This window comes from [Actinomadura] parvosata subsp. kistnae (genome assembly GCF_900323885.1).
GTDB classification, from domain to species: Bacteria; Actinomycetota; Actinomycetes; order Streptosporangiales; family Streptosporangiaceae; genus Nonomuraea; species Nonomuraea composti.
The window spans coordinates 91,999-113,719 of record NZ_OOHJ01000006.1 but is presented as its reverse complement, the minus strand read 5'-3'; the positions used below and the strand labels follow the sequence as shown (position 1 = coordinate 113,719).

Below are 21,721 nucleotides of genomic sequence, written 5' to 3'. Positions count from 1 at the left end.
TCCCATGGGGACACCCTCATTCCCGAGCCTGGCCCGTCACGACGGGCCGCGCGATCGTTCCGCTCAAGAGCGCCGGTGTACGGGCCGGTACCTTCGTCGTGCTGGTCCGGTCGAACACTTCGGCAGGCGGAAGACGCACGTCACGCTCCCATCGTGATGGGGGAAGGCGAGGGAGTCGCCGGTGCCCGGCCCGTACGGCGGCATCGATGCGGTCCATCGGTCTTGTCACGATAGAGGCCGGAGGCGGCGGGCCGAATCAGTCACCCGACCGGAAATCGCCTCCGAGCCCTGCGCGGTGGCGAAGCCGTGGAGCAGGCCGTCGACCAGGGCGGAGATCTCGTCGGCGCCGGGCAGGGGACTGCCGTCGGCGACGCGGATGGAGATGACTCCCGAGATCAGGTCCGCGATCAGCCTGGCGTCGGTGCCCGGCGGGAACGTGCCGCGTTCGATCCCCCGCTCCACCAGCGAGGAGATCAGCTCCAGGCGGCGCTTCATGACGTCGCGGAACAATCCGGTGAAGTCCGGGTCGCGGCAGGCCTCGCCCAGCCCCTGCCTGAGCAGCATGCGCAGCTCCGGCCTGCCGAACTCCCGCATGATGACCGTCAGCAGCTCGCACAGGTCGTCGCGGATGGAGCCGGTGTCAGGCAGATGAAAGCGCTTGAGACTGACCTGGGAGAACGCCTCGACCAGCAGCTCGCGTTTCGTCGGGAAGCGGCGGAACACCGTGGTGCGCCCCACCCCGGCACGTGCCGCCACATCGTCGAACGTCATGTCCAGGCCGCGCTCGAAGAGCAGCTCGGCCATGGCCTGCCTGATGGCCTCGTCGACCTCGGGATCGGGCCTGCGTCCTCCACGACTGGCCGGCATCGGTCACCCCCACGCCCATTGACAACTATCCGGTACTGAGAGTACCAATACAGCAACCGGTACTTGTAGTACCGGAACTCTGAGTATCTCATGGAGGCGTTGTGAGCGTCATCGTCGTGGGGGCCGGTCCCACCGGGCTGATGCTAGCCGGAGACCTGGCCGCCGCCGGCATTCCGGTCAAGGTCCTCGAGCGCCGGGCAGAGGAGTCCAATCTGACCAGGGCCTTCGCCATCCACGCTCGCACTCTGGAGTTGCTCGACATGCGTGGCCTGGCCGACAAGCTGGTCGCCGAAGGTCTCAAAGTCGACGAGGTGCGACCGCACGTCAAAGGTGTGAAGGGTGAAGGGGTCGTCTTCAACGTGCGTCACCCGGACAGCCGTTTCCCCTATCTGATCATCCTGGGTCAGGCCCGCACCGAGGCGGCGCTGGAGGAGCGGGCCCGCGGGCTCGGCGTGGAGATCGTCCGTGGGGCGGAGGTCACCGGTCTGGCGCAGGACGGTGCCGGGGTGACGCTCACCCTCGCCGGCGGCCGTACCGAGCGGGCCGGCTACGTAGTGGGGTGTGACGGGGCGCACAGCGCGGTGCGGCGGCTGCTGGGGGTGGGGTTCAGCGGGCGCGCCTACGACACCCGCATCCTGCTCGCCGATGTCCGGCTCGAAGCCGACCTGCCGCTGGCGGTCAACCCGTTCATGGGCGACGACGGCGTCGTGCTCCTGCCCCCCTACGGCGGCGGCTGGTACCGTGCGACGATCTGGGACCGCACCGGCCAGGGCATCCCCATCGAGCGGCCGGTGGCCATCGAGGAGGTCCGCGATGCGATGCTGCGGATCACCGGCCGGGACCTCGGCGTGGCCGAGATGCGCTGGTCCACCCGGTTCCTGAGCGAGCGCCGCCAGGCCAGCGACTACCGCGTCGGCCGGGTCTTCCTGGCCGGGGATGCCGCCCATGTGCACTCACCGCTCGGCGCCATGGGGATGAGCACCGGCATCCAGGACGCCGCCAACCTGTCCTGGAAGCTGGCCGCCGCCGACCGGGGATGGGCGCCGTCCTGGCTGCTGGACACCTATCAGCCTGAACGCCACCCGGTCGGCCGCCAGGTTCTGCGCCTGACCGACACCCTGCGCCGCGTCGCCGAAGCACCGCCGGCCGTCCGGGCGGTCCGCCCCTACCTCTTCCCGAAGATCGTCAACCATCCGCGGGTCTCCGAACGGCTCCGGCTGATGTTCGCCGGCATGGCCGTCACCTACCCCACCCCCGGCCCGGCCACCGCAACGCCGCTCGCCGGCACCCGCGTCCCCGACCTGGCGCTCACCTTGGACGACAGGGCGAGCCGCCTCTACGAGCATCTCGGCGACGGCCGCTTCGTCCTCCTCGACACCACGCAGAGCCTCCCGCCCGGCGACGACCCCTGGCCCGACCGGCTACGCGTCCTGCGCTCCTCCCGCCCGCTGCTGCTGGGCAAGGCCACCACCATCCTGGTACGACCCGACGGCTATACCGCCTGGACGGGGACCTTCCCGAGCGGAGAGCAGATCAGCACGGCGCTCGCCCAATGGTTGTCCCGCTAGCAAGGAAGAAGCGGCATGCCGGGAATCCTCCGCATTCCAGCCCCGCGGGCCTCATGAGTGCTCGACGATGATGGGCATCGGCGCCGCGCGCGGGACGTTACGGATGATCGTGGCCGGTCAGGCCCTCTGCATCTCGGGGCTCGGCACGCTGGTGGAGCTGGCCGCGGGCGTGGTGACGGGTGTGGCGCTGGGCCGGCGATGACGACCTATGGGGCGGGGGATCCTGTCACCATCGCCATACCGGGGCCCTTCATGATCGCCGTAGTGGCGGGCCTGCCCCTGCTGGCGACCGCGGCGGCGCTGATGACGCGTACCGGACTGCCTTTCGCACCCCGGCGCCCTTTTGAGGTGCGGGCAAGGGGCCTGCGGCGTGCGGTCCGGGCGACCGGTGCGTCCGGCGGCCTGGCGAAGAGCCCGGTGGCGCAGGTGATGGTGATGGCCTCGCGAGTCCTACCAGCCGAGCTCGGGCAGAGGGCTCGGCGACTTGATCGCGCTGGGGTCGAAGGCGGCCTGTGGATCGTCGACGATGTCCGCTTGTGCGGGGTCCCAGATGGCGCGGGCCTCGAGCAGGTCGGGCCTGGCGGCCGATACCGGCTTCACCAGCGGCAGGTCTCGGGTGAGCTGGTTGAGCGTCACACCCGCGCTCGTCAGGATGAGGCCGACCCTCCGCACCAGTTTCCAGTGATTTTTGACCACGCTCGACAACAATCGGTGCAAACGCACCACGATACCTATCGCCTTCGCCTCAACCGCCGGACCGGCCGGCGTGGACCGCGCCACGATGAGGAACGCCGCCAGCGCTCCCAGAATTCCGGCGAGGGCGACGCAGACCCCCATCAGCGCGTGAAAGGCCGTTGCGGAGCATTTGAGGGTGTGCCCGCAGCCGGACCTGTTGTTCTCGAGTGTTTGCAGGTGACCGTCGAATTCCGCGACCTTGTCGAGGAACGAGGTGTAGGCGCGTCCTTGCCAGTCCTCGGACTCGCCGATCTGCTTGCTGAGTCGCTTCAGTTCGTTGCGCACATAGGTCAGGTCGCTGACGCCATCGGCGTGCACGGCCGGTGCTGACGGTGTTGTAGGGCCGTACTCGGGGCCGATGTCGATCGGGGTCTCGTCGAGCCATTGGGTGGCTGCCCGATGCTGCTCTGCAGGGTCGGCGATCAGCGTCGACATGAGGCCGGCGATCGGCAGCACGTATGGCATCACGCCTGACAGGGACGTGATGGTCACGACAGCCCCGATGAAGAGCTGCAGATCCCCCTGATAGCTTTCCATCTCACTGCTCCGGAATGCCGAACGTTGCCGGCGTCGTCGTCGGGAGCGGCCTCAGTACTCGAGGCGCTGCACCATCCGATGGATCTCTCCCGCGGGGTCCCCGAACATGCGATCTTGTGCCGCCCGCAACAGACGCGCCTGTTCCGCAGCCGGTTCCGGGTCAAGGTCAGGGCGCAGCGGGTTCTCCTCGCCGAAGACCTCCTCCATCTTCTCGGTCGTCTGCCGCCGCAGGTCCGCCGCGGCCTGTTCGATGGCACGTTTGACGCGCTCGGCCAGTTCGGCGGAGGTGAGCAGCATCGCCTTAGGGTGCAGCCGGAGGTCATCGAGCCCGGTGCCGGCGTAGGTGACCGTCACCAGTTCGTCCTCGGCCCGGCCCACGAGCCCGGCCATGGCGGTGCCGAGGTCGGCCGAGCGCGCCATCTGCGCGTCGGCGTTCTTCAGGAGCCTGTCGATGTCCAGATGCCCGAGATCCCGCTCGATCATGCTCCCGCACGTTATGTCCACTCAGGCACGGGACGAATCTGTCGCATGACCGGTTACGCGAGGGCCCGCTGATGCGGCCAGCCGTCCAAACGGCTGGCCGACAAACCTGCAGCGGCATCGGCGGGCTCGCCGATAGCATCCCCATTCGTGCCATCCCGACCCTCTGTCGATCAGATTTCCGTGGGCAGCGGAACGCTCTCCGTGACGAGACGGCCGCAACTGAGGGCGCTGCCGGGCATCGCATCGCTGGGCGTGACGCACGTGGTGACGCTGCTGTCCCGGCACGAAGGTGCCCTGCAGCTCGGCTCTGCCGTCAGGGCGCTCGGCCTGCCATGGATATGGATCCCCCTTCCCGGCGCGGCCCCTCCGCCGCCCACCAGCGATCAACGGCTGGGGACCGCCCTCATGCAGGTGAGTTCCCTGTTGCGCGATGGCGGGCACGTGCTGGTCCACTGCTCCGCGGGGATCCACCGGACCGGAATGTTCGCCTACGCGTTACTCCGGTTCACCGGCATGACCGCCGAGGAAGCGGCGTTGTCCCTGGAACGGCTGAGTGCCGTCATGGCTGCGGAAGTCGGAGACCATCGGCTGGCCTGGGCGGACCATATCTACGCGACCTGGCGTGGTTGACCGCTCATCCACCTTGCACGGCACGCCCGTAGAAGGCGCGTTGCGACACCAGGGCGCGTCAGACCGGTCGTGCGACTGATTCGGCTGATGTCGCCTCGATCTATTCTCTCAAGGGTTTTCTGCAAGCCGAGATGTGGTTACAGGGGCCTGTCCGCCGGGATGCGTAGACAGAGTTTCATGAAGGGATCCCAGTGCGGAAGATCGCGAACAGCGTCATGGCAGCCGGAGCACTTGTGTGCGGTCTTCTTCCGGCGCAACCGGCCCAGGCCGTCCCCCGCACAGCCGAGACGGCTACCGCGGTGCTCTACTGGTCATTCCGGAACGCCTCCACCGGCGGCTGTCTGAGCACCTACGAGAGCGGCAAGGTCATCACCTGGGTCTGCGAAGATGACAGCCAGGCCCAGCAGTGGCACTGGATCAACAGCTCGTGGAACGGCGATCACCGGCTACTCAAGAACAGGTGGACCGGGAGGTGTTTGATCGCGACATCGCCGGTCACCTCGGGCACTTGCGAAGACTGGACGAGCAGGCACTGGAGGATCGCTGACTCCGGGGCGAAGAACAGTATCGTCAGTGGCACCGACGCGGGCCGCCTGTTCGTGCATGAGTGGGATCGCCTCGAGGTGTATGTCGCACCAGGTGACATGGGCTACTGGTACATCGACTAGTGCTTGCTCGTCCGGCCGGGCAGGGCACTTGTCCGCGTCCTCGAATTCAACATCGATGAGTTATTTTGCAGGAGTGAGTGAGACCCGCCAGAGACGAGGTCCCGGACGCCGTCCAGGGGCTTCGGGGACCCGCGAGGCCATCGTGCGAGCAGCGCAGGAGAGTTTCGCCGAGCGCGGCTACACGACGACCACCATCCGGGGCGTCGCCGCCGTGGCCGGCGTCGATCCGGCGCTGATCCTGCAGTTCTACGGCAACAAGGACGGGCTGTTCGATGCCGCCCTGCGGGTCGATCCACCGACTCGGTCCCTGCTGGCCCTGGTGTTCGAGGGGGAGACCGGGACGCTGGGCAAGCGGCTGCTGCGCCGATACCTCGAGCTGTGGGAAACGCCGGACACGGGGGCACGGCTGCTGGCGGTGGCGCGTGGGGCGTCGGCGTCGCCGAGTGCGTCGGCGATGGTGGCGGCGTTCATGTCCGAGGAGGTGATGCTGCCCCTGGCCCGCGCCATCGGGGCCGATCACGCCGAACTGCGGGCCAACCTGACGGGCGCCCACCTGTTGGGGCTGGCCACGGCCAGGTACGTCCTGCGCGTGCAGCCACTCGCCTCGCTCGACCGCGAGCGACTGGTCGCTGTCCAGGGCGCTGTCGTGCAGCGCCACCTCACCGGAGACCTCGGCTGACACGCTGCTCACCCCGATGAGGCGGCCTCACCCCCGGTGGCACTGCTCGTCCCGACCGGCGGCGGCCGCACCGCCGCCAAGGGGGGCCGCTTCGGCTCATCCGCCCTGCTTGTGGCACGGATCCGGCGGTGCGGACTCAGGGACAGGCAGTCCCCGCCCTGCCCTTGGGTGGCCGGCTGGACATCGAGAATGCGCCAGGCCGCGCCGGACCGGCCTACCGTGACTGCCAGCTCCGGTGTCAGCCGCTCCTCACCGCGCCTGCTGGTCGGCCGGCGGGTCATGGCGACGACGAAGACGACGGAGTGCCTGGCGCTCTGCCTGATCTGCTTCAGCTCGCCGGCGGCCCCGGGGCGGCGCATTGCTCCTCGCGCATCGGCAGGTAGGAGTAGAGGTCGAAAGGCAGCGGGGCCGCTCTGGGCGGGGCCGGGGTGCTCACCGCGGTGGCCCGCACCGCGTGCTTCGGCCCTGCGGCGCAGGTGGCCACACTGTCAGGTAGACGCCGAGCGCCGCGAGAGCCATGGCGACCGCGGCGAAGGCCGCCCTTCGCCGGCTACCGGAGCGCGCGCGGGCATGAGCGGGCACACCATTCAAACGGGATGACACCGCCGCCGACCCAGGACGCAAGGTACCTTCATTGATACTGTTATGCGTACCTGTCACGTTACTCATTAGTGGATGTTCATGTCGCTTCGTCACGCGCTGCTCGCCATGCTGACCGCCGAGCCCATGACCGGCTACGAACTGGTCAAGTACTTCGACGGCAGCGTGGCCTACGTCTGGAGTGCGCCGCACAGCCAGATCTACCCGGAACTGCGGCGGATGGAGCGCGACGGCCTCGTGGACGTCGAGATCGTCCCCCGGGGCGAGCACGCGAAGAAGCGCATCTACTCCATCAACGAGGCCGGTCTGGAGGAGTTCCAGCGGTGGATCCGCGAGCTCACGCCGTACCAGCCTGAGCGGGATGTGTACCGGCTGAAGGCGGCTCATTTCGAGCAGTCCACCTACGAGGCGGCCCGCCGCCAGATGCAGGAGCATCTCAACCACTACACCCGCGCCCTGCAGATCTGGAAGCAGGTGCTGGACGACGTGGACAACCGGCGGGTCTCGCTGCTGCGCGAGCGCCTGGCCCAGCGGCCGCAGGAGGAGCACGAGGCCATCGTCGCCTTCCGCAAGCTGACCTTCAGGGGCCAGATCGCCAAGGCACGCATGGAGATCCAGTGGGCCAAGGAGGGGCTGGCCCTGCTGGATGAGCTGGAGAGCAAAGGCGTGCCGCTGCGGGGCGAGCCGTAGTCAAGCGTCCAGATAACGTTGCACGCTGTCGCCCACACAGGCGACGAGAGCGTCGAAGTCCATGGAGGCCAGCGGCTCCAGCCGCAGCAGGTAGCGGCCGACGATGACGCCGAGCCCCTGCGCGTGCACCAGGGCGGCCTTCGCCTCGATGCCGGGATCGTCGGGGAAGGCCGCCTTCAGCACGGGCAGGACCTGGTGGGTGAGCAGCCCCTGCACGGCTTTCGCCGAATCCTCGTGGGTCGTGGCGGAGCGGTGCAGCGCGGCCATCGCCTCGTCATCGCCGCGCTCCCACGGTTCGAGCGCCGCCCGGACGAACCGGCGCCCGATCTCGCGGACGGGCACGTGGGTCAGGTCCAGTGACAGGAATCCCGCCCTGGTGGTCAGCGCGAACAGGTCGGCCTTGCTGCCGAAGTAGCGCACCACCATCGCCGCGCTGACCCCGGCGTCGGCGGCGATCGCGCGGATGGTGGCCCGGTCGTAGCCGTCCTTGGCGAACCTGGTCCGTGCGGCCTCCAGGATCGCTCGCCGCGTCGGCGCCGAACGCTCGCTGAAGCGCATGACCGGCGCCCATCCCTCGCCGCCCTTTTCCTCCATGCCGATTGACAATATCACCACCCGTATGCATACGATCGTTTGCAAACGACTGTTTACAGTAGGGGTGATCATGAAAGTCCTCCTCCGCAGGCTGGCGTACGTGGCCACGTTCGACACCGAGGACCGGGAACTGAGCGACGCGGACATCCTCATCGACGGGCCGCGCATCGCCGCCATCGGCCACGACCTACCCGCCGACGACGCCGACCGGGTCATCGACGGCACCGGCCTGCTCGCCCTGCCCGGCCTCATCAACGCCCATCAGCACCTGTTCCAAGCCTCGCTGCGCACCCTGCCGCCGCTGGAGCGCTCCGGCATGCCGGACTTCCTGCGCCTGCAGGACGAGCTGGTGCTGCGGCGCTGGCGTGAAGGCCGGTTCGGCGCCGCCGACATGAGGGCCACCGCCCGCGCCGTCCTGGCCGAATCCGTGCTCGGCGGCGTCACCACCGTCGCCGACCAGCACACCGTCTTCCCCGGCGAGGAGCCGGAACCGTACGTCGAGGCCGTCATCGAGGCCGCCGCCGAGGTCGGCGTGCGGCTGCACGCGGGCCGCGGCAGCGTGACCTTCTCCCGCGCCCGCGGCGGCATGGTCGGCGACGTCTTCACCGAACCGGTCGACGCCGTCATCCGGCACGCCGAGAAACTGATCGCGGCCCACCACGACCCCGAGCCGTACGCGATGACCCGCATCGTTCTCGCCCCCTCCGGGGTGGTCGCCGACGTGCCGGAGATGTTCCGCGCCTTCGCCGACCTGGCCGCCGATCATCCAGGCGTACGGCTGCACACCCATCTGCACCACCACGAGGACACCCGGTTCGCCCGGGCCAGATTCGGCACCTCGCCATGGCGCATCCTCACCGAGCACGGCTTCACCGGCGACCGGCTGTGGGTGGCCCACGGGGTCACACCGCCACCGGAGGAGATCGCCGAGTACGCGGCGGCCGGCATCGGTGTCGCCCACATCCCGGCCGCGGACCTCAAGCTCGGCTGGGGCCTGGCCCCCGTGCGCCGCTACCTCGACGCCGGCGTCACGCTCGGCTTCGGCACCACCGGCTCCATGACCAACGACGGCGCCAACCTGCTCGGCGACCTGCGGGTCGCCGCGCTCGCGCACCGCGCCCACCGCACCGACCCGGGGGAGTGGCCCACCGTCAGGGAGCTGCTGGCGATGGCCACCCGCGGCTCCGCCGCCTGCCTCGGCCGGCCCGACCTCGGCTCCCTGGCCGTGGGACAGGCCGCCGACATCGCCTGCTGGGACCTGACCACCGTCGACCGGGCGGGCACGCACGACCCCCTCGCAGCGCTGCTGTTCACCGGGCTCAGCGACATCGCCTCCCTGGTGCTGGTCAACGGCACACCCGTCGTCGAGGACGGCAGGCTCACCCGGATCGACGCCGCCACCACCGCGCGCGAAGTGCGCGCGCTCGCCGCCGCCGACGGAGGGCGGGCACGATGAACATTCACGAGACTTTTGTCTGCATTGTCGGCGCGGGGCCGGCCGGGCTGGTCACGGCACTCGGCCTGGCCCGCGCGGGCGTGCCGTTCGTCCTGCTCGACGACGGCGACGGCCCCGTCAAGGAGTCGCGCGGACTGGTCGTGCACGCGGGCGCGCTGGAGGTGCTCGACGAGCTCGGCGTCGCCGCGGAGCTGCTGGAAAGGGGCACAAGGGTCGGCACCTTCCGCGTCGCGGTGCGCGGGCACGCGCTCATGCACATCCCGCTCGGCACCGTGCCCACGGCCTTCCCGTACTTCCTCATCGTTGCGCAGGCCGTCACGGAGTCCGTCCTGCGCGACCGCCTCGCCGCGCAGGGGCACGCCATCCTGTCCGGTCACCGCGTGACCGGCGTGCGCCAGGACGGGGACGGCTGCGAGGTCACCGGCAAGGACGCGCAGGGCCGGCCGTTCGCCGTGCGCGCCCGATGCGTCGCCGGCGCGGACGGCCTGCACAGCACCGTACGCGAGCAACTCGGCATCGGCTTCCCCCAGCACACCTACGACACCGCGTTCCTGACCGCCGACGTGGAGCTGACCGGCGGGCCTGACCGCGCCCTGGCCCACATCACGCCCAGCCGTCACGGGCTGCTGTTCATGGCTCCGATGCCCGGCGGCGGGTGGCGCCTGATCATCTCCGTACGCTCTCCCGGCGGCCGGCGCCCGCAACCGCCCGCTCTCTCCGAGGTGCAGGCGCACCTGCGGCGCCGGGGGCTGCCGCATGCCACGGTCACGACGGTGCACAAGAGCGCCGGCGTCCTGCTGCACCACGGCCTCGCCGACGACTTCGGCCGTGGCCTGGTCGCCCTGGCCGGCGATGCCGCGCACGTGCACAGCCCCGCCGGCGGGATGGGCATGAACACCGGCATCCAGGACGCCTGCGACCTGGCCGCCACGCTGGCCGCCGTGCACGGCGGCGCGGACGCGGACACCATGCTGGCCGGCTACCGGCGCCGCCGGATGGCCGCGGCCGGGCAGGTCGTCGGCTTCACCGACCGGCTGATGCGGCTGGTCAGCCTCGACACCATGGCCGTGCACGTGGTGCGGACGGCAGCGTTCGCCCTGGCCGGGCTCGTGCCGGCGATCGGGCGGCGGGCGGCGCTGATGGTGTCGTGCGTCACCCGCACCCCTGCCAGGACGGGAGCGCCCCGGCTGCCGTCCCCGTGACGGAGACTCACCACGTCACGGGGAGGCTGTGGAGCCCGTACACATTCGCGTCGTGCTTGAACGGCAGCTCGTCGAAGGGCACGGCTAGCCTCAGCCCGGGCAGCCGGCGGAACAGCGTCGTGTAGACGATCTCCAGCTCCAGCCTCGCCAGGTTCTGTCCCAGGCACTGGTGGACGCCGTAGCCGAAGGCCAGGTGGCCCCGTGCCGAGCGACGGATGTCCAGCGTGTCCGGGTCCGCGAAGACGCGGGGGTCGCGGTTGGCCGAGGCGCCGGCCGCGATGAACCCTTCGCCCGCGCGGATGAGCACGCCGTCCACCTCGATGTCCTGGGTCGCCACCCGGGAGGTCGCCGTCTCGGCGATGGTGAAGTAGCGCAGCAGCTCCTCCACCGTGCCCGGCATCAACGACGGATCGTCCCGCAGTTCGGTGAGCTGGTCCGGGTTCTCGAGAAGCGCGACCGTGCCGAGTGAGATCATGTTGGCGGTGGTCTCGTGCCCGGCGATGAGCAGGGTGAGCGCCATAGCCGACATCATCTGGTGGTCGAACAGGCCGGCCTCCTGATATTTCACCACCAGGCGGCTCAGCAGATCCTCTCCCGGATCGCCCTGTTTGTGAGTGACGAGTTCGTGCAGGAACTTCCGGACTTCGCCCATGGCCGCCATGCGCCGCTCGGCCGTGGTGCTCTTGCTGACGATCTCGGCGGTGCGGGTGTGGAAGAAGTCCCGCTCGGAGTACGGCACGCCGAGCAGCTCACAGATCACCAGTGAGGGGACGGGCAGTGACAGGGCTTGCACCAGATCGGCGGGGCGCGGGCCGGCCAGGAGTTCGTCGATCCGCTCGTCCACGATTTCCTGGATGCGAGGTCGCAGGCCCTGCACTCGCCGGACCGTGAACTCGGGGGTGACCATGCGCCGGTGCCTGTTGTGCTCCGGAGGGTCCATGCTCAGGATCGACCCCTTGAGGTTCTCCCCGAACCCCGGCATGACGAGCGGAAAAGCGGGATGTGTGCGATCGGAGCTGACATGCGGGTCCGTCAGCGTCGCGCGCACGTTCGCGTGGCCGGTGACCAGCCAGGCCGATCTGCCACCCGGGACCGAGACGCGGATGACCGGTGCCTCCTCGCGCAGCTCGGCATATCGCGGTGGCGGATCGAACGGACAGGTTCGCGGCATCGGAAAGTCTTCGCTCACGAATGACCACCCTTCTTCCGGCGGCAAGACGGAAATGGGGAAAGAGGGGAAAAGGTCGCACGAGCCGGTCGCCGTGAACCCCCGCTCTGCGATACAGAATCTCGCCCTGACACCGTGCCGACCGCCCTACCTTCCGTTCGGAGGCGAGGCTTCATCGGAAAGGTGTGACGGGTGAAAGCGGATGGCGATCCCGTAATCAGCGAGCGTCCTGGTGACCTGCTGAGCGATTTCTCGCTGGAGATGACCGCAAAGGACGCCGGGGCACTGGAGAAAGCGGCCGGACTCCTCCCAGCCGGGACCCGCGTCAATGTGACGTTTCTCGCCGGTGAGGACAGCGCGCTGCGGGTGCACGCCGCACGGGTCATACGCCGGCTCGGCTTTCGTGCCGTTCCCCATGTGTCGGCCCGGCGCCTGACCTCCGAGCGGGAGCTGATGCGGCATCTGTCCGCCCTCGCCGACGCCGGCGCGGCGGAGGAGGTGTGCGTGGTCGGCGGCGACCCGGCCCGGCCCGCAGGCCCTTACGAGGACGCGCCGGCCCTCATCCGCACGGGGCTGCTCGCCCGGTCCGGCGTCCGCCAGGTCAGCGTCGCCGGTTACCCGGAAGGGCATCCCCACATTCCGCCCGCCGAGTTGTGGCGGGCCCTTGAGGACAAACATCGCGCCCTGCTGGAGCAGGACCTGGGCATGACCGTCATCACGCAGTTCGGTTTCGACGCCGCGCCCATCGTGCGCTGGCTGGGCGAGCTGCGCGCGCGGGGAATCCGCTCGCCCGTACGGGTCGGCGTGCCGGGGCCGGTCGGGGTCAAGCGGCTGCTCCGGTACGCCCGCCGTTTCGGGGTGAACTCATCGGCGGGGATCGTCCGCAAGTACGGGATCTCGCTGACGAACCTGCTGGCCACCGCGGGACCGGAACGGTTCGTGGAGCGGCTGCGGGGCCAGCTCGACCCCGCCCGGCACGGCGATGTCCGCCTGCACCTCTACACCTTCGGCGACCTGCCCGCCTCGGCCCGGTGGGCGCACGAGCACAGATCGGCCAGGACACCATGACGCACAACCGGGCGCCCATGCTCCATGACCACGCCAGCCTGATCGTGTACGGCGACGACCGGCCCGGCATCGTCGCCGCCGTCGCCGGGATGCTGGCGCGGCACGGCGCCAACATCGTCGCGCTGGACCAGCACACCGACGACGTGGAAGCGGGCGCCTTCTTCCAGAGGACCGTCGTGCACGTGAAGGATCTCGCGGCCGCCCTGCCGGCGCTGGAGAAGGACCTCGCCGGCACGGTTGGCGACGAACTGGGCCTGCGGTGGCGGCTGCGCGATCTCTCGGTCCCGCTGCGCGTCGCCATTCTCGCGTCCAAATCCGACCATTGCCTGCTCGACCTGCTGTGGCGGCAGCGCCGGGGCGAGCTGCCGGCCGTCGTCCCCATGGTGATCTCGAACCATCCGGATGTCGCCGACGACGTGCGGTTCTTCGGCGTTCCCTTCTTTCACGTGCCGTCCCAGGGCGGCGACAAGCGGGCCGCCGAGGCCGAGCTCCTCCGGCTGCTGGCGGGCAACGCCGACCTGATCGTGCTGGCCAGATACATGCAGATCCTGTCCGGGTCGTTCATCGAGCAGGTGAACGTGCCGATCATCAACATCCACCACTCGTTCCTGCCCGCGTTCGTGGGCGCGGGCCCGTACCAGAAGGCCAAGGACCGCGGCGTGAAACTCGTCGGAGCCACCGCCCACTACGTCACCGAGGACCTCGACGAGGGGCCGATCATCGAACAGGACGTGGTCCGGGTGTCCCACCGTGATTCCGTCGCCGAACTCGTCAGGCGCGGCGCCGACATCGAACGCCAGGTCCTTTCCCGCGCCGTGCTGTGGCACTGCCAGGACCGGGTGATCCGCCACGCCAACCAGACGATCGTCTTCTGACGCCAACAAACAAGGAGGCCCTTTCATGGGAGAAGGACGGTCCCTTCAGGACCTGATCGACGCGACGCCGAACCTGGTGGATTACTTCCACAACGACACCATCGCCCCGCACTACCGGGCGCGTACGAGCCTGACCTCGGCGTTCGTCCCGCCGGAATTCTCCAACTGGCGGGATGAGCAGCGGGCCTGGCGCGAGAGCGTGATCCTGTTCGACCAGTCCCACCACATGCCCGAGCTGTTCCTGAAAGGCCCGGACGCGCTGCGCCTGCTGACGCGGGTCGGCATCAACACCTTCGCCGGGTTCGGCCCGGGCCGGGCCAAGCAGCTCGTCGCGTGCACGCCCCGCGGGCACGTGGTCGGCGACTGCATCGTGTACTGCCTCGGCGCCGACAGCTTCGAGCTCGTCAGCGGCATGGCGGTGCTGAACTGGGTGCACTACCAGGCGGAGACGGGCGGATACGACGTCACGATCGAGCGGGACGCGCCGACTCCGTACAACCCGGCGGGCAGGCGCGTCTTCTACCGTTTCCAGCTCGACGGGCCGCACGCGGGCAAGACCTTCGGCGACGCCGTCGAAGGGCCGGTGCCGGACATCCCGTTCTTCAGGACCGCGCGGGTGCGGATCGGCGGAGCCGAGGTCCTGGCCCTGCGCCACGGAATGGCCGGCCACCAGGGAGTGGAGCTGTCCGGCCCGTACGAGGAGCTCGACACCGTACGGTCGGCCATTCTCGCGGCCGGCGAGAAGTACGGAATCGTCCAGGGCGGCACCCAGTCGTATTTCAGCACCATCTTCGAGAGCGGCTGGATCGCCTACCCGCTGGCCGGGATCTACACCGGCGAGGAGCTGAGGCACTTCAGGCAGTGGCTGCCGGCGACCGGCTGGGAGGCCAACGCACAACTCGGCGGCAGCTTCGTCTCGGCCGACATCGAGGACTACTACGTCACCCCGTGGGATCTGGGTTATGACCGCCTGCTCAAGTTCGACCACGACTTCATCGGCCGCCCGGCGCTCGAGAGCCTGGCCTCCCGGCCGCACCGCAGGAAGGTGACCCTCGTCTGGAACGAGGAGGACGTGCTGCGGATCCTGGCCTCGCAGTTCGGGACGGGCCCCCGGTTCAAGTCGCTGGACTTCCCGGTCTCGTTCTACGGCTTCCCCCAGTTCGACGAGGTCCGCGACGAGGCCGGCGGGATGGCGGGACTGTCCAGCCACTGCGGCTACAGCAACAACGAGGGCGCCGTGCTCTCGCTGGCCATGCTCAACGAGCGGCACGCGACTCCTGGAACGCAGGTCGTGCTCGTCTGGGGCGAGCCGGACGGTGGCTCCAGAAAGCCCCACGTGGAGCGCCACCACCAGACGACCGTCCGCGCCACCGTCGCGCCGGCACCGTACGCCCGGCACGTCCGCGAGGTGAAACGGGCGACGATGACGGCCGCCGGGTCGCCGTGACCAGTCAGACGACTGATCCACACAAACAGATGGGGCAGGTGTCAACCGGGCATCGCCCGTCGCGCGACCGATGTGCCGAGCCTCGCCGGGATCTACCTTCAGGCCGTCAACTCTGATCCGTACGCAAGGGGCTCCATGCGTAAGCTCATCTCTCTCGGCGTGACCGCCTTGGTCGTCGCGGCATCCAGCGGAACGGCGGTGGCGCAGGCGGCGACGCCCGAGGGGTCGTCCGCCCTCGTCTTCGGGGCGTGCCCGGCGGACATCGCCACGCCGTACCCCCACCTGACCTGCGCCAAGGTGAAGGTGCCCATCGACTACGCCAACCCGGGCGCGGGCACGACGACGCTGCTGATCTCCAAGTCGGCGGCGACCGACCCGGCGAAGCGGCGCGGCGTCATGCTCATGGACCCGGGCGGCCCGGGCCGGGGCGGAGCCGACTACATCGGCCGGCTGACCCAGGCGGACGCCTCCGGCAACACCCGGCTGCCCGCCAAGGTGCTGGCCGCCTACGACGTCATCGGCCTGGACCCGCGCGGTGTCGCACACAGCTCGCCGATCAGTTGCGTCGACCCGTCCTATTGGGCCGGGCCGCAGCTCGACCCGGACGCGAGCGCCAACCGGCTGAAGCTCTGGAAGTACTGGGACGACTTCTCCGCCGCCTGCGCCAAGAACGCCGGCCCGCTACTGGCCCACATGGGCACCCGCGACGTGGCCCAGGACATGGACCAGATCCGGGCCCAGCTCGGCGAATCCAAGATCAGCTATCTGGGGTTCTCCTACGGCACCTACCTCGGCGCCGTCTACGCCACGCTCTTCCCCGGCCGCGTCGACCGCATGATCCTCGACGGCAACGTCGACCCGACCCCCGAGCGCATGTGGTACAAGGCGACCCTCGCCCAGAACGAGAAGATGCAGAAGCGCCACGACGCCTGGCTGAGCTGGGTCGCCAAGTACGACAACGTCTTCCACCTCGGCACCACCCTCGACCAGACGCGCGCCGCCTGGAACGCGACCCTGACCGAGTTCCGCACCACCCCGCACGGCGAGGTCGGCGGCAATGAGTTGCTCTCGCTCGCCTACGGCTCGGCGCTGAGCGAGTCGTTGTGGATCCCGCTGGCCCAGGCGCTCAGCGACTACGTCGTCAACCATGACGACAGCATGCTGGTCGCCTTCGCCGCGCCCTCCGCCGACGCGGCCAACGAGAACTACAACGCCGCCTACAACGCCATCATCTGCCGCGACGCGCCCTTCCCCGCCGAGACCATCGAGTACGAGCGCGACGCCGGCCAGGCGGCCCAGACCTCGCAGTTCGCCTACCTCAACATGTGGACCAGCGGCGCCGCGTGCGCGAGCTGGGCGGTGCCGAACCAGCAGCGGGTGCTGCCCACCGGTGCGGGCCTGCCGCCGATCCTCATGTTCAACTCGGTCGACGACCCCGCCACCCCGTACGAGGGCGCTGTGAAGATGCACCAGGCGCTGCCGAGCTCGGTGCTCGTCACGGAGCTGGACTCGGGCAAGCACACCGTCTTCGCCGGTCCGTTCATCTCCACCAACCCCGCGGCGCAGCAGATCGGCGCCGACTACCTGGTCGACGGCAAACTGCCGGCCGGCGACATCACCATCCCCGGCCATGCCCTGCCGGTGCCGGCGGCCGCCTCGGCCGGCGAGTCGGTGCGCAGCGCCGTTCCCGCGCTGCCGAGGACCGCACTGCCCGGGGCTGAATAGCGAGAATCGACCACTATGGCCTGCCGGGCCAGGCATCGCCCGGCAGGCCGCCGCCCACCAGTCACCTGACGGATGCACGCCGCCACGACCGCCTTCTAGGGTCGATACACATCAGGAACGGTAGCCGGCGGATGAGGTCCGTCGTCGGTTCGCCGCCGCGTCGTGGACTGCCGAGGTGAGGGTTGCGTGCGCCCGAACTCCCGCTTTGCCGTTGTTCAGCCGATCGGCCTGGATCAGGTGGCCGCGGCGGCCGGGGACGATCCGGACGTGCTGCGGCTGGAGAACCTCGACACCGACATCGCGCCGCCGGAGGTGGCGGTGCAGGCGACCGCGCAGGCGCTGCTGGAGCGGCAGGGCAACAGCTGGCTGCCGCTCACCGGGCTTCCCGTGCTCCGCGAGGCGGTGGCGGCCGAGCTGTTGACGCGTACGGGGCTCGGCTACGACCCGGACCGGCAGATCGTCATCACCTCCGGTGGCACCTCGGCGGTCATGCCCGTGCTGCTGTCGGTCACCGAGCCGGAAGATCCGGTGTTTCTCACCGACCCGACCTATGCGGGCCTGCTCCAGCGGGTACGGCTGGCGGGGGCGCATCCGTGGCTGGTCCCGCTGCGGGTCGAACGCGGCTACTGGCGGCTCGACCGGGAGGAGCTCGTCGAGGTGGACCGGGCCGCGGCGTTGCTGCTGATGAGCCCGTCGATGCCGTCCGGAATGGTCTTCGACGAGGATGACTGGGAGACGATTGCCGAGGTGTGCGCCAGGACGGGGGCGTACCTCATTTACGACGCGGCGATGGAGCGCATCGTCTTCGACGGCCATCCGCGGATCAACCCGTGCCGAGTGGACGGGCTGGCCGAGCGGACCATCGTGATCGGGTCGATGTCCAAGGAATACCGGATGATCGGCTGGCGGATCGGATGGATCGCCGGGCCCGCCGACATCATGGAGCGGATCCGGCTGGCGACCATCTACAACACGACGGTAGCCAGCGGCTTCGCCCAAGTGGGTGCCGCCGCCGCGCTACGCGATCCGTCAGGGGCCGGCGTGCGGGAGGCGGTCGCGGAATACCAGGCGCGCCACGACGTGGTGATCGAGCAACTGGCGGGGCTGCCCGTGGTGCCCGCCGCGGGCGGCTGGTCCTGCCTGCTGGACGCCGAGGCCCTGTCCCTGACGGCGCAGGAGCTGTCGGATCGCCTCCTGGCACGGGGCCGCGTCGCCGCCACACCGATGACCGCCTGGGGCGGAGCCGTCGCCACCCGCCACGTCCGCCTGGTGTTCAGCAACGAACCGGTAGCCCGCCTGTCCAGCCTGCGGGCCCGCGTCGAGGCGGCGCTGGGCTGACGGGCCCGGGACAACGATCACATCCAAGGAGCAGGCATGAGCACACCTTCGTCCCTCGCGGGCATCGCCGAAACGAGCATCGGCGTGGCCGCCATCCGCGCGATGGAGGACAGCCGTGCGGACCGGCTCTTCCACGACCCCTACGCCGAGCGGTTCGTCCAGGCGGCCGGCGGCGACGGCTACTGGGACACGGCACCCACCGCCTGGGCGGGCTTCGTCGCGCTCATGGGCGAAGAGGTGGCGGTACGCACCCGCTACTTCGACGAGGAGCTGCTGCGGGCCGCGGCGGACGGCTGCGAGCAGGTGGTGCTGCTGGCCGCCGGCATGGACGCGCGCGCGTACCGGCTGAGCTGGCCGGAATACACCCGTGTGTTCGAGATCGACGTCGCCGAGGTGCTGGCGTTCAAGTCCGCGGTGCTGAAGGACGCGGAGCCGGCGTGCGAGCGGGTGGAGGTGTCGACCGACCTGCGGCTGGACTGGCCGCTGGCGCTGCGCGAGGCCGGGTTCGTGCCCGGCGTCCCGACGGCCTGGCTGATCGAGGGCATCCTGTACGCCCTGACGCCCGAGGCCGCGGACGGCCTGCTCGCCCGGGTGACGAGCCTGTCCGCGCCCGGCAGCGTCGTGGCCTTCGAGCACGTTCCGGACAGTCCGGCGCTGCGGGCGGCCAGGCAGGCGATCTCCGCCGAGATGGCGAACATCTGGCTCGGCGGCCCCGAGGGCGAGCCGGGCCTGTGGCTGAGACGGCACGGGTGGACGCCGCAGGTCCGGGACATCTCCGAAGTGGCCGCGACGTACGGACGCCCCGTGCCCGCCGCGTTCGACCCCTCCAGGGAAGGCTCCGGCCCCGGCTGGCTGGGCACCGCCCGGCTCGCCAAGCCCGAATGACCACGACCCGCATCGCTGCGGCCTCCGACGACGAAGGGCTCATCGGCGAGGTCAAGCTGCCGGAGGCTTGACACGCGCCGTCGCGGGCGAGGACGGCCTGCCGGCCAGGCTCGGCTGGACGCACGGGCGATGCGCCTCGCGAACCGCGTTCTCTCCGCCGTGCGGACGGCACACCAGACAGGCTGAGCCGGGTCGAACCGTCGCCCGCCCCAGCGGGGGACCCGGCATGGAGGGTGCACGCGCCCACCGGCTCGACGGCGCGAACGCCGGACCGGGCAGCGACGCGCTCGCCGCTTACGTGAGGGGCAAGGAGGGCGTGCCGCCGCGCACCACGGCGCACGCCTACCGCGTCTCGGTGGCGGCGAGCATCTTGCAGGTGGCGGTGACCACGCTCCCATGGGCGGAGTGCTCGTCGGCCTGGCAGGGCTGGCGGTGGCGGGCCTGCGGCCTTTCGCTCAGCGGGTGCAGCAGTGGATCCGCTCGGCCATGCACGCCGCCGGCCGCGTCTTCAGCTGTCTGGCTGAACTGGTACGAACCCCGGTCGGGAAACGCGCACGGACACCGCTGACCTGCACCACGTGCAGCGTGAGGTGGCCGCGCTGCACAAGCGCAAATCGGATTTCACAAAACAGGCGAGAAGCACGCGTCGGGCCCTGACCGGCATCGGCTGAGATGCCCGCGGTCAGGACGTGGCCAGGATCTTCTCCAGCTCCTCCAGCGCGGCACACGTCTCGATGACGCCCATCTCGGCGGTGAAGCGGACGGCGTCACGCACGTCGTCCGCGCCGGCGACCTTGAGGGCCAGCTCGACGTGCCGGTGGAACGACTCGCCGAGCGCGCGCTGGGTGACGTGCGCGGTGAGCGCGACGAAGGCGCGCTCGCGCGGGCTCAGCCGCTCCTCCGACCAGGCCCTCCCGGTACGGGAGGCCACGAACCCGGCCATCCACGAGTCCGCCACAGGCCAGGAGACGTCTGCCGAGCCGCCCGTCGAGCCGTCCGTCACCCGGGACGGCTCGGCGGTGGTGTCGAGGCCCAGCTCGCCGGCGATCTCCGCCACCCGGCCGAGCGCCCCCGCGGCCGACGGGTAGCCGGAGTACGGGGCCACGAACCTGATCAGCGCCAGCATGTCCGCGTACGGGATGCCGTGCATGTTCATCGCGGTGACGTGCATCTTGAAGGGCAGGCCGAAGCTGGCGCGGCAGATGTCGTGCGCCGTCACCTGCAGCAGCTTCTCGCGCACGCTGGTGCCCGGCAGGCCGAAGGTGAACCCGCCGGTCTCCAGCGCCATCTTCTCGAACTCGGTGTCGACGGCGGCGAGCGGGCTGCTGGGGAGGTCAACCATGGGCCGGCCTTTCTCTTGATCGTGGGATGGGGTGGTGAGGGGCCGAGAGGCTTGGCGAGATTCGCCGGGGCGGGGCCGCGCCGTCTTCCGCCTCATCAGCTCACGATATATCCCCAAATGGGGACTTTCAAGTCCTCGTTTGGGGATATGGTGTCAGGAGTCTGACTCCAAGGAGGCGTAATGACGATGAGATTCGGAGTCGCCCTGCACCTGCCCGCCACCCGTCGCGAATGGGTGGAGAAGTGCAAAAAGGCCGAGACGCTCGGTTTCGACACGATCTCCGTGGCCGACCATCTGGGGATGCCGTCGCCCTTCCCGGCCCTCGTTCTGGCCGCCGAGGCGACCGAGCGGGTACGGGTGGGCACATACATGCTGAACGCCGGCTTCTACCGGCCCGCGCTGGCCGCGCGGGACATCGCCACCACCGACGTGTTCACCGGCGGACGGCTGGAGGTGGGGCTCGGCGCCGGGCATGCCCGGCAGGAGTTCGAGGCGGCCGGCCTGCCGTTCGGCACCGGCGGCGAGCGGGTCCAGGCACTGGGCCGGATGGTCTCGCGCCTGCGCGAGATCTTCGCCGACCCCGGGTCCCAGCCGCGCCCGGCCCAGCGGCCGGGACCACCGATCATGATCGCCGGGCGGGGCGACCGGCTGCTGCGACTCGCCGCCCGTGAGGCCGACATCATCGGCTTCAACGGCGCCGCCTCATCCGCTCACGACGGCAGCGGCCTGCCGGTCTTCGCCGGGCTGAAGGACCTGACCGAGCGGGTCGAGTTCGTCAGGGCCGCGCTGGACGGGCGGGAGGTGGAGTTCAACAGCACCGTCCCGGCCGTCGTCATCACCAACGAGCGCAGGGCGGCCCTGGAGAAGCTGGCCCACTTCGCGCCCGGCCTGAGTGTGGAGGAGCGGGCGGAGATGCCGAGCCTGATGGTCGGCACCGCCCGGCAGATCGCCGACAAGATCCTGCTCAACCGCGAACGGCTCGGCTTCGGCTACGTCACCGTGCACGAGGGCGGGCTGGAGGCGATGGGTGCGGTCATCGAGCTGCTGCGCTGAGCCGCCGGCCCTGCTCATCCGGCCCCTTCATGCCCCGGGTCCGGTCGTGTGACGGACCCATGGTCGCTTGCGCGGTCTTCACCTTGCGTGCATGTCACCACTGCTCACGGC

General features: G+C 70.0%; 21 protein-coding genes. 15 read left to right on the top strand and 6 right to left on the bottom strand.

Annotated elements, in window-relative coordinates; translation table 11 throughout:
* Nucleotides 1-225 precede the first annotated feature (225 nt).
* The gene (locus tag KIS93_RS04150) at nt 226-867 is read right to left on the bottom strand and encodes a TetR/AcrR family transcriptional regulator (RefSeq protein ID WP_186403652.1); all 642 of its coding nucleotides are present in this window, start codon (nt 865-867) and stop codon (nt 226-228) included.
* 101 nt (nt 868-968) lie between these two features.
* Here KIS93_RS04150 and KIS93_RS04145 point away from each other — a divergent pair, with 101 nt between their 5' ends.
* Nucleotides 969-2,435: an FAD-dependent monooxygenase gene (locus KIS93_RS04145; RefSeq protein WP_186403651.1), complete on the top strand. Its 1,467-nt coding sequence runs from the start codon at nt 969-971 to the stop codon at nt 2,433-2,435.
* A gap of 67 nt (nt 2,436-2,502) precedes the next feature.
* Nucleotides 2,503-2,637: a hypothetical protein gene (locus KIS93_RS67255; RefSeq protein WP_281261943.1), complete on the top strand. Its 135-nt coding sequence runs from the start codon at nt 2,503-2,505 to the stop codon at nt 2,635-2,637.
* Nucleotides 2,638-2,885: 248 nt separating this feature from the next.
* Here the strand turns inward: KIS93_RS67255 and KIS93_RS04140 are convergent, their stop codons facing one another.
* Together KIS93_RS04140 and KIS93_RS04135 are read right to left on the bottom strand one after the other, a co-directional pair.
* Nucleotides 2,886-3,707: a WXG100 family type VII secretion target gene (locus KIS93_RS04140; RefSeq protein WP_186403650.1), complete on the bottom strand. Its 822-nt coding sequence runs from the start codon at nt 3,705-3,707 to the stop codon at nt 2,886-2,888.
* A 51-nt stretch (nt 3,708-3,758) separates the two neighbouring features.
* Nucleotides 3,759-4,190, bottom strand: a complete 432-nt coding sequence (locus KIS93_RS04135) for a YbaB/EbfC family DNA-binding protein (RefSeq protein WP_186403649.1) — start codon at nt 4,188-4,190, stop codon at nt 3,759-3,761.
* 180 nt (nt 4,191-4,370) lie between these two features.
* Here KIS93_RS04135 and KIS93_RS04130 point away from each other — a divergent pair, with 180 nt between their 5' ends.
* The 4 genes from KIS93_RS04130 (at nt 4,371) to KIS93_RS04115 (ending at nt 7,457) form a co-directional block, all read left to right on the top strand.
* Complete coding sequence (locus KIS93_RS04130) at nt 4,371-4,820, top strand: protein-tyrosine phosphatase family protein (protein WP_222107231.1); 450 nt, start codon at nt 4,371-4,373, stop codon at nt 4,818-4,820.
* A 191-nt stretch (nt 4,821-5,011) separates the two neighbouring features.
* A complete protein-coding gene (locus KIS93_RS04125) occupies nt 5,012-5,488 on the top strand; it encodes an RICIN domain-containing protein (protein ID WP_186403647.1) in 477 nt (158 codons plus the stop codon).
* Nucleotides 5,489-5,630: 142 nt separating this feature from the next.
* Entirely contained in the window at nt 5,631-6,167 is a 537-nt protein-coding gene (locus tag KIS93_RS04120) for a TetR/AcrR family transcriptional regulator (protein WP_186403646.1), read from the top strand.
* Between the two features lie 681 nt (nt 6,168-6,848).
* On the top strand, nt 6,849-7,457 hold the full coding sequence (locus tag KIS93_RS04115) for a PadR family transcriptional regulator (RefSeq protein WP_168015997.1): 609 nt from the start codon (nt 6,849-6,851) through the stop codon (nt 7,455-7,457).
* Here the strand turns inward: KIS93_RS04115 and KIS93_RS04110 are convergent, their stop codons facing one another.
* Nucleotides 7,458-8,051 (bottom strand): TetR/AcrR family transcriptional regulator, encoded by a 594-nt coding sequence (locus KIS93_RS04110; RefSeq protein WP_186403645.1) that lies wholly within the window; start codon nt 8,049-8,051, stop codon nt 7,458-7,460.
* Nucleotides 8,052-8,121: 70 nt separating this feature from the next.
* On the opposite strand from KIS93_RS04110, the gene KIS93_RS04105 reads away from it, so the two are divergent.
* Both KIS93_RS04105 and KIS93_RS04100 read left to right on the top strand, forming a co-directional pair.
* Nucleotides 8,122-9,507 carry an amidohydrolase gene (locus tag KIS93_RS04105; protein ID WP_186403644.1) on the top strand — a complete coding sequence of 462 codons (1,386 nt, stop codon included), beginning with the start codon at nt 8,122-8,124 and terminating at the stop codon, nt 9,505-9,507.
* The gene (locus tag KIS93_RS04100; RefSeq protein WP_186403643.1) at nt 9,504-10,709 is read left to right on the top strand and encodes an FAD-dependent oxidoreductase; all 1,206 of its coding nucleotides are present in this window, start codon (nt 9,504-9,506) and stop codon (nt 10,707-10,709) included. The genes KIS93_RS04105 and KIS93_RS04100 overlap by 4 nt, the downstream gene beginning before the upstream one ends.
* Nucleotides 10,710-10,716: 7 nt before the next feature.
* Here KIS93_RS04100 and KIS93_RS04095 read toward each other — a convergent pair whose 3' ends face one another.
* The gene (locus tag KIS93_RS04095) at nt 10,717-11,898 is read right to left on the bottom strand and encodes a cytochrome P450 (protein WP_246005173.1); all 1,182 of its coding nucleotides are present in this window, start codon (nt 11,896-11,898) and stop codon (nt 10,717-10,719) included.
* A 309-nt stretch (nt 11,899-12,207) separates the two neighbouring features.
* On the opposite strand from KIS93_RS04095, the gene KIS93_RS04090 reads away from it, so the two are divergent.
* From KIS93_RS04090 to KIS93_RS04065, 6 genes are all read left to right on the top strand, one after another.
* Entirely contained in the window at nt 12,208-12,945 is a 738-nt protein-coding gene (locus KIS93_RS04090; RefSeq protein ID WP_222107230.1) for a methylenetetrahydrofolate reductase, read from the top strand.
* Nucleotides 12,909-13,820 carry a formyltetrahydrofolate deformylase gene (gene purU / locus KIS93_RS04085; RefSeq protein WP_246005172.1) on the top strand — a complete coding sequence of 304 codons (912 nt, stop codon included), beginning with the start codon at nt 12,909-12,911 and terminating at the stop codon, nt 13,818-13,820. The genes KIS93_RS04090 and purU overlap by 37 nt, the downstream gene beginning before the upstream one ends.
* Before the next feature lie 25 nt (nt 13,821-13,845).
* Nucleotides 13,846-15,267 carry an aminomethyltransferase family protein gene (locus KIS93_RS04080; RefSeq protein WP_186403642.1) on the top strand — a complete coding sequence of 474 codons (1,422 nt, stop codon included), beginning with the start codon at nt 13,846-13,848 and terminating at the stop codon, nt 15,265-15,267.
* A 135-nt stretch (nt 15,268-15,402) separates the two neighbouring features.
* Nucleotides 15,403-16,992, top strand: coding sequence for an alpha/beta hydrolase (locus KIS93_RS04075; protein WP_186403641.1), 1,590 nt, complete (start codon nt 15,403-15,405; stop codon nt 16,990-16,992).
* 186 nt (nt 16,993-17,178) lie between these two features.
* Complete coding sequence (locus KIS93_RS04070) at nt 17,179-18,330, top strand: pyridoxal phosphate-dependent aminotransferase (protein ID WP_186403640.1); 1,152 nt, start codon at nt 17,179-17,181, stop codon at nt 18,328-18,330.
* 36 nt (nt 18,331-18,366) lie between these two features.
* Nucleotides 18,367-19,215 (top strand): SAM-dependent methyltransferase, encoded by an 849-nt coding sequence (locus KIS93_RS04065; protein ID WP_186403639.1) that lies wholly within the window; start codon nt 18,367-18,369, stop codon nt 19,213-19,215.
* Nucleotides 19,216-19,897: 682 nt separating this feature from the next.
* On the opposite strand, the gene KIS93_RS04060 is transcribed toward KIS93_RS04065, so the two are convergent.
* Nucleotides 19,898-20,557: a carboxymuconolactone decarboxylase family protein gene (locus tag KIS93_RS04060; protein ID WP_186403638.1), complete on the bottom strand. Its 660-nt coding sequence runs from the start codon at nt 20,555-20,557 to the stop codon at nt 19,898-19,900.
* A 186-nt stretch (nt 20,558-20,743) separates the two neighbouring features.
* On the opposite strand from KIS93_RS04060, the gene KIS93_RS04055 reads away from it, so the two are divergent.
* Nucleotides 20,744-21,610, top strand: coding sequence for a TIGR03621 family F420-dependent LLM class oxidoreductase (locus tag KIS93_RS04055; RefSeq protein WP_246005171.1), 867 nt, complete (start codon nt 20,744-20,746; stop codon nt 21,608-21,610).
* Nucleotides 21,611-21,721: the final 111 nt, after the last annotated feature.

What these genes read in the sequence shown, in the direction of transcription:
- KIS93_RS04135 (WP_186403649.1), bottom strand. Translation starts at nt 4,190, where the DNA reads ATGATCGAGCGGGATCTCGGGCATCTGGACATCGACAGGCTCCTGAAG.
- KIS93_RS04100 (WP_186403643.1), top strand. Translation starts at nt 9,504, where the DNA reads ATGAACATTCACGAGACTTTTGTCTGCATTGTCGGCGCGGGGCCGGCC.
- KIS93_RS04110 (WP_186403645.1), bottom strand. Translation starts at nt 8,051, where the DNA reads ATGGAGGAAAAGGGCGGCGAGGGATGGGCGCCGGTCATGCGCTTCAGC.
- KIS93_RS04105 (WP_186403644.1), top strand. Translation starts at nt 8,122, where the DNA reads ATGAAAGTCCTCCTCCGCAGGCTGGCGTACGTGGCCACGTTCGACACC.
- KIS93_RS04115 (WP_168015997.1), top strand. Translation starts at nt 6,849, where the DNA reads ATGTCGCTTCGTCACGCGCTGCTCGCCATGCTGACCGCCGAGCCCATG.
- KIS93_RS67255 (WP_281261943.1), top strand. Translation starts at nt 2,503, where the DNA reads ATGATGGGCATCGGCGCCGCGCGCGGGACGTTACGGATGATCGTGGCC.
- KIS93_RS04140 (WP_186403650.1), bottom strand. Translation starts at nt 3,707, where the DNA reads ATGGAAAGCTATCAGGGGGATCTGCAGCTCTTCATCGGGGCTGTCGTG.
- KIS93_RS04080 (WP_186403642.1), top strand. Translation starts at nt 13,846, where the DNA reads ATGGGAGAAGGACGGTCCCTTCAGGACCTGATCGACGCGACGCCGAAC.
- KIS93_RS04065 (WP_186403639.1), top strand. Translation starts at nt 18,367, where the DNA reads ATGAGCACACCTTCGTCCCTCGCGGGCATCGCCGAAACGAGCATCGGC.
- KIS93_RS04055 (WP_246005171.1), top strand. Translation starts at nt 20,744, where the DNA reads ATGAGATTCGGAGTCGCCCTGCACCTGCCCGCCACCCGTCGCGAATGG.
- KIS93_RS04060 (WP_186403638.1), bottom strand. Translation starts at nt 20,557, where the DNA reads ATGGTTGACCTCCCCAGCAGCCCGCTCGCCGCCGTCGACACCGAGTTC.
- KIS93_RS04075 (WP_186403641.1), top strand. Translation starts at nt 15,403, where the DNA reads ATGCGTAAGCTCATCTCTCTCGGCGTGACCGCCTTGGTCGTCGCGGCA.
- KIS93_RS04150 (WP_186403652.1), bottom strand. Translation starts at nt 867, where the DNA reads ATGCCGGCCAGTCGTGGAGGACGCAGGCCCGATCCCGAGGTCGACGAG.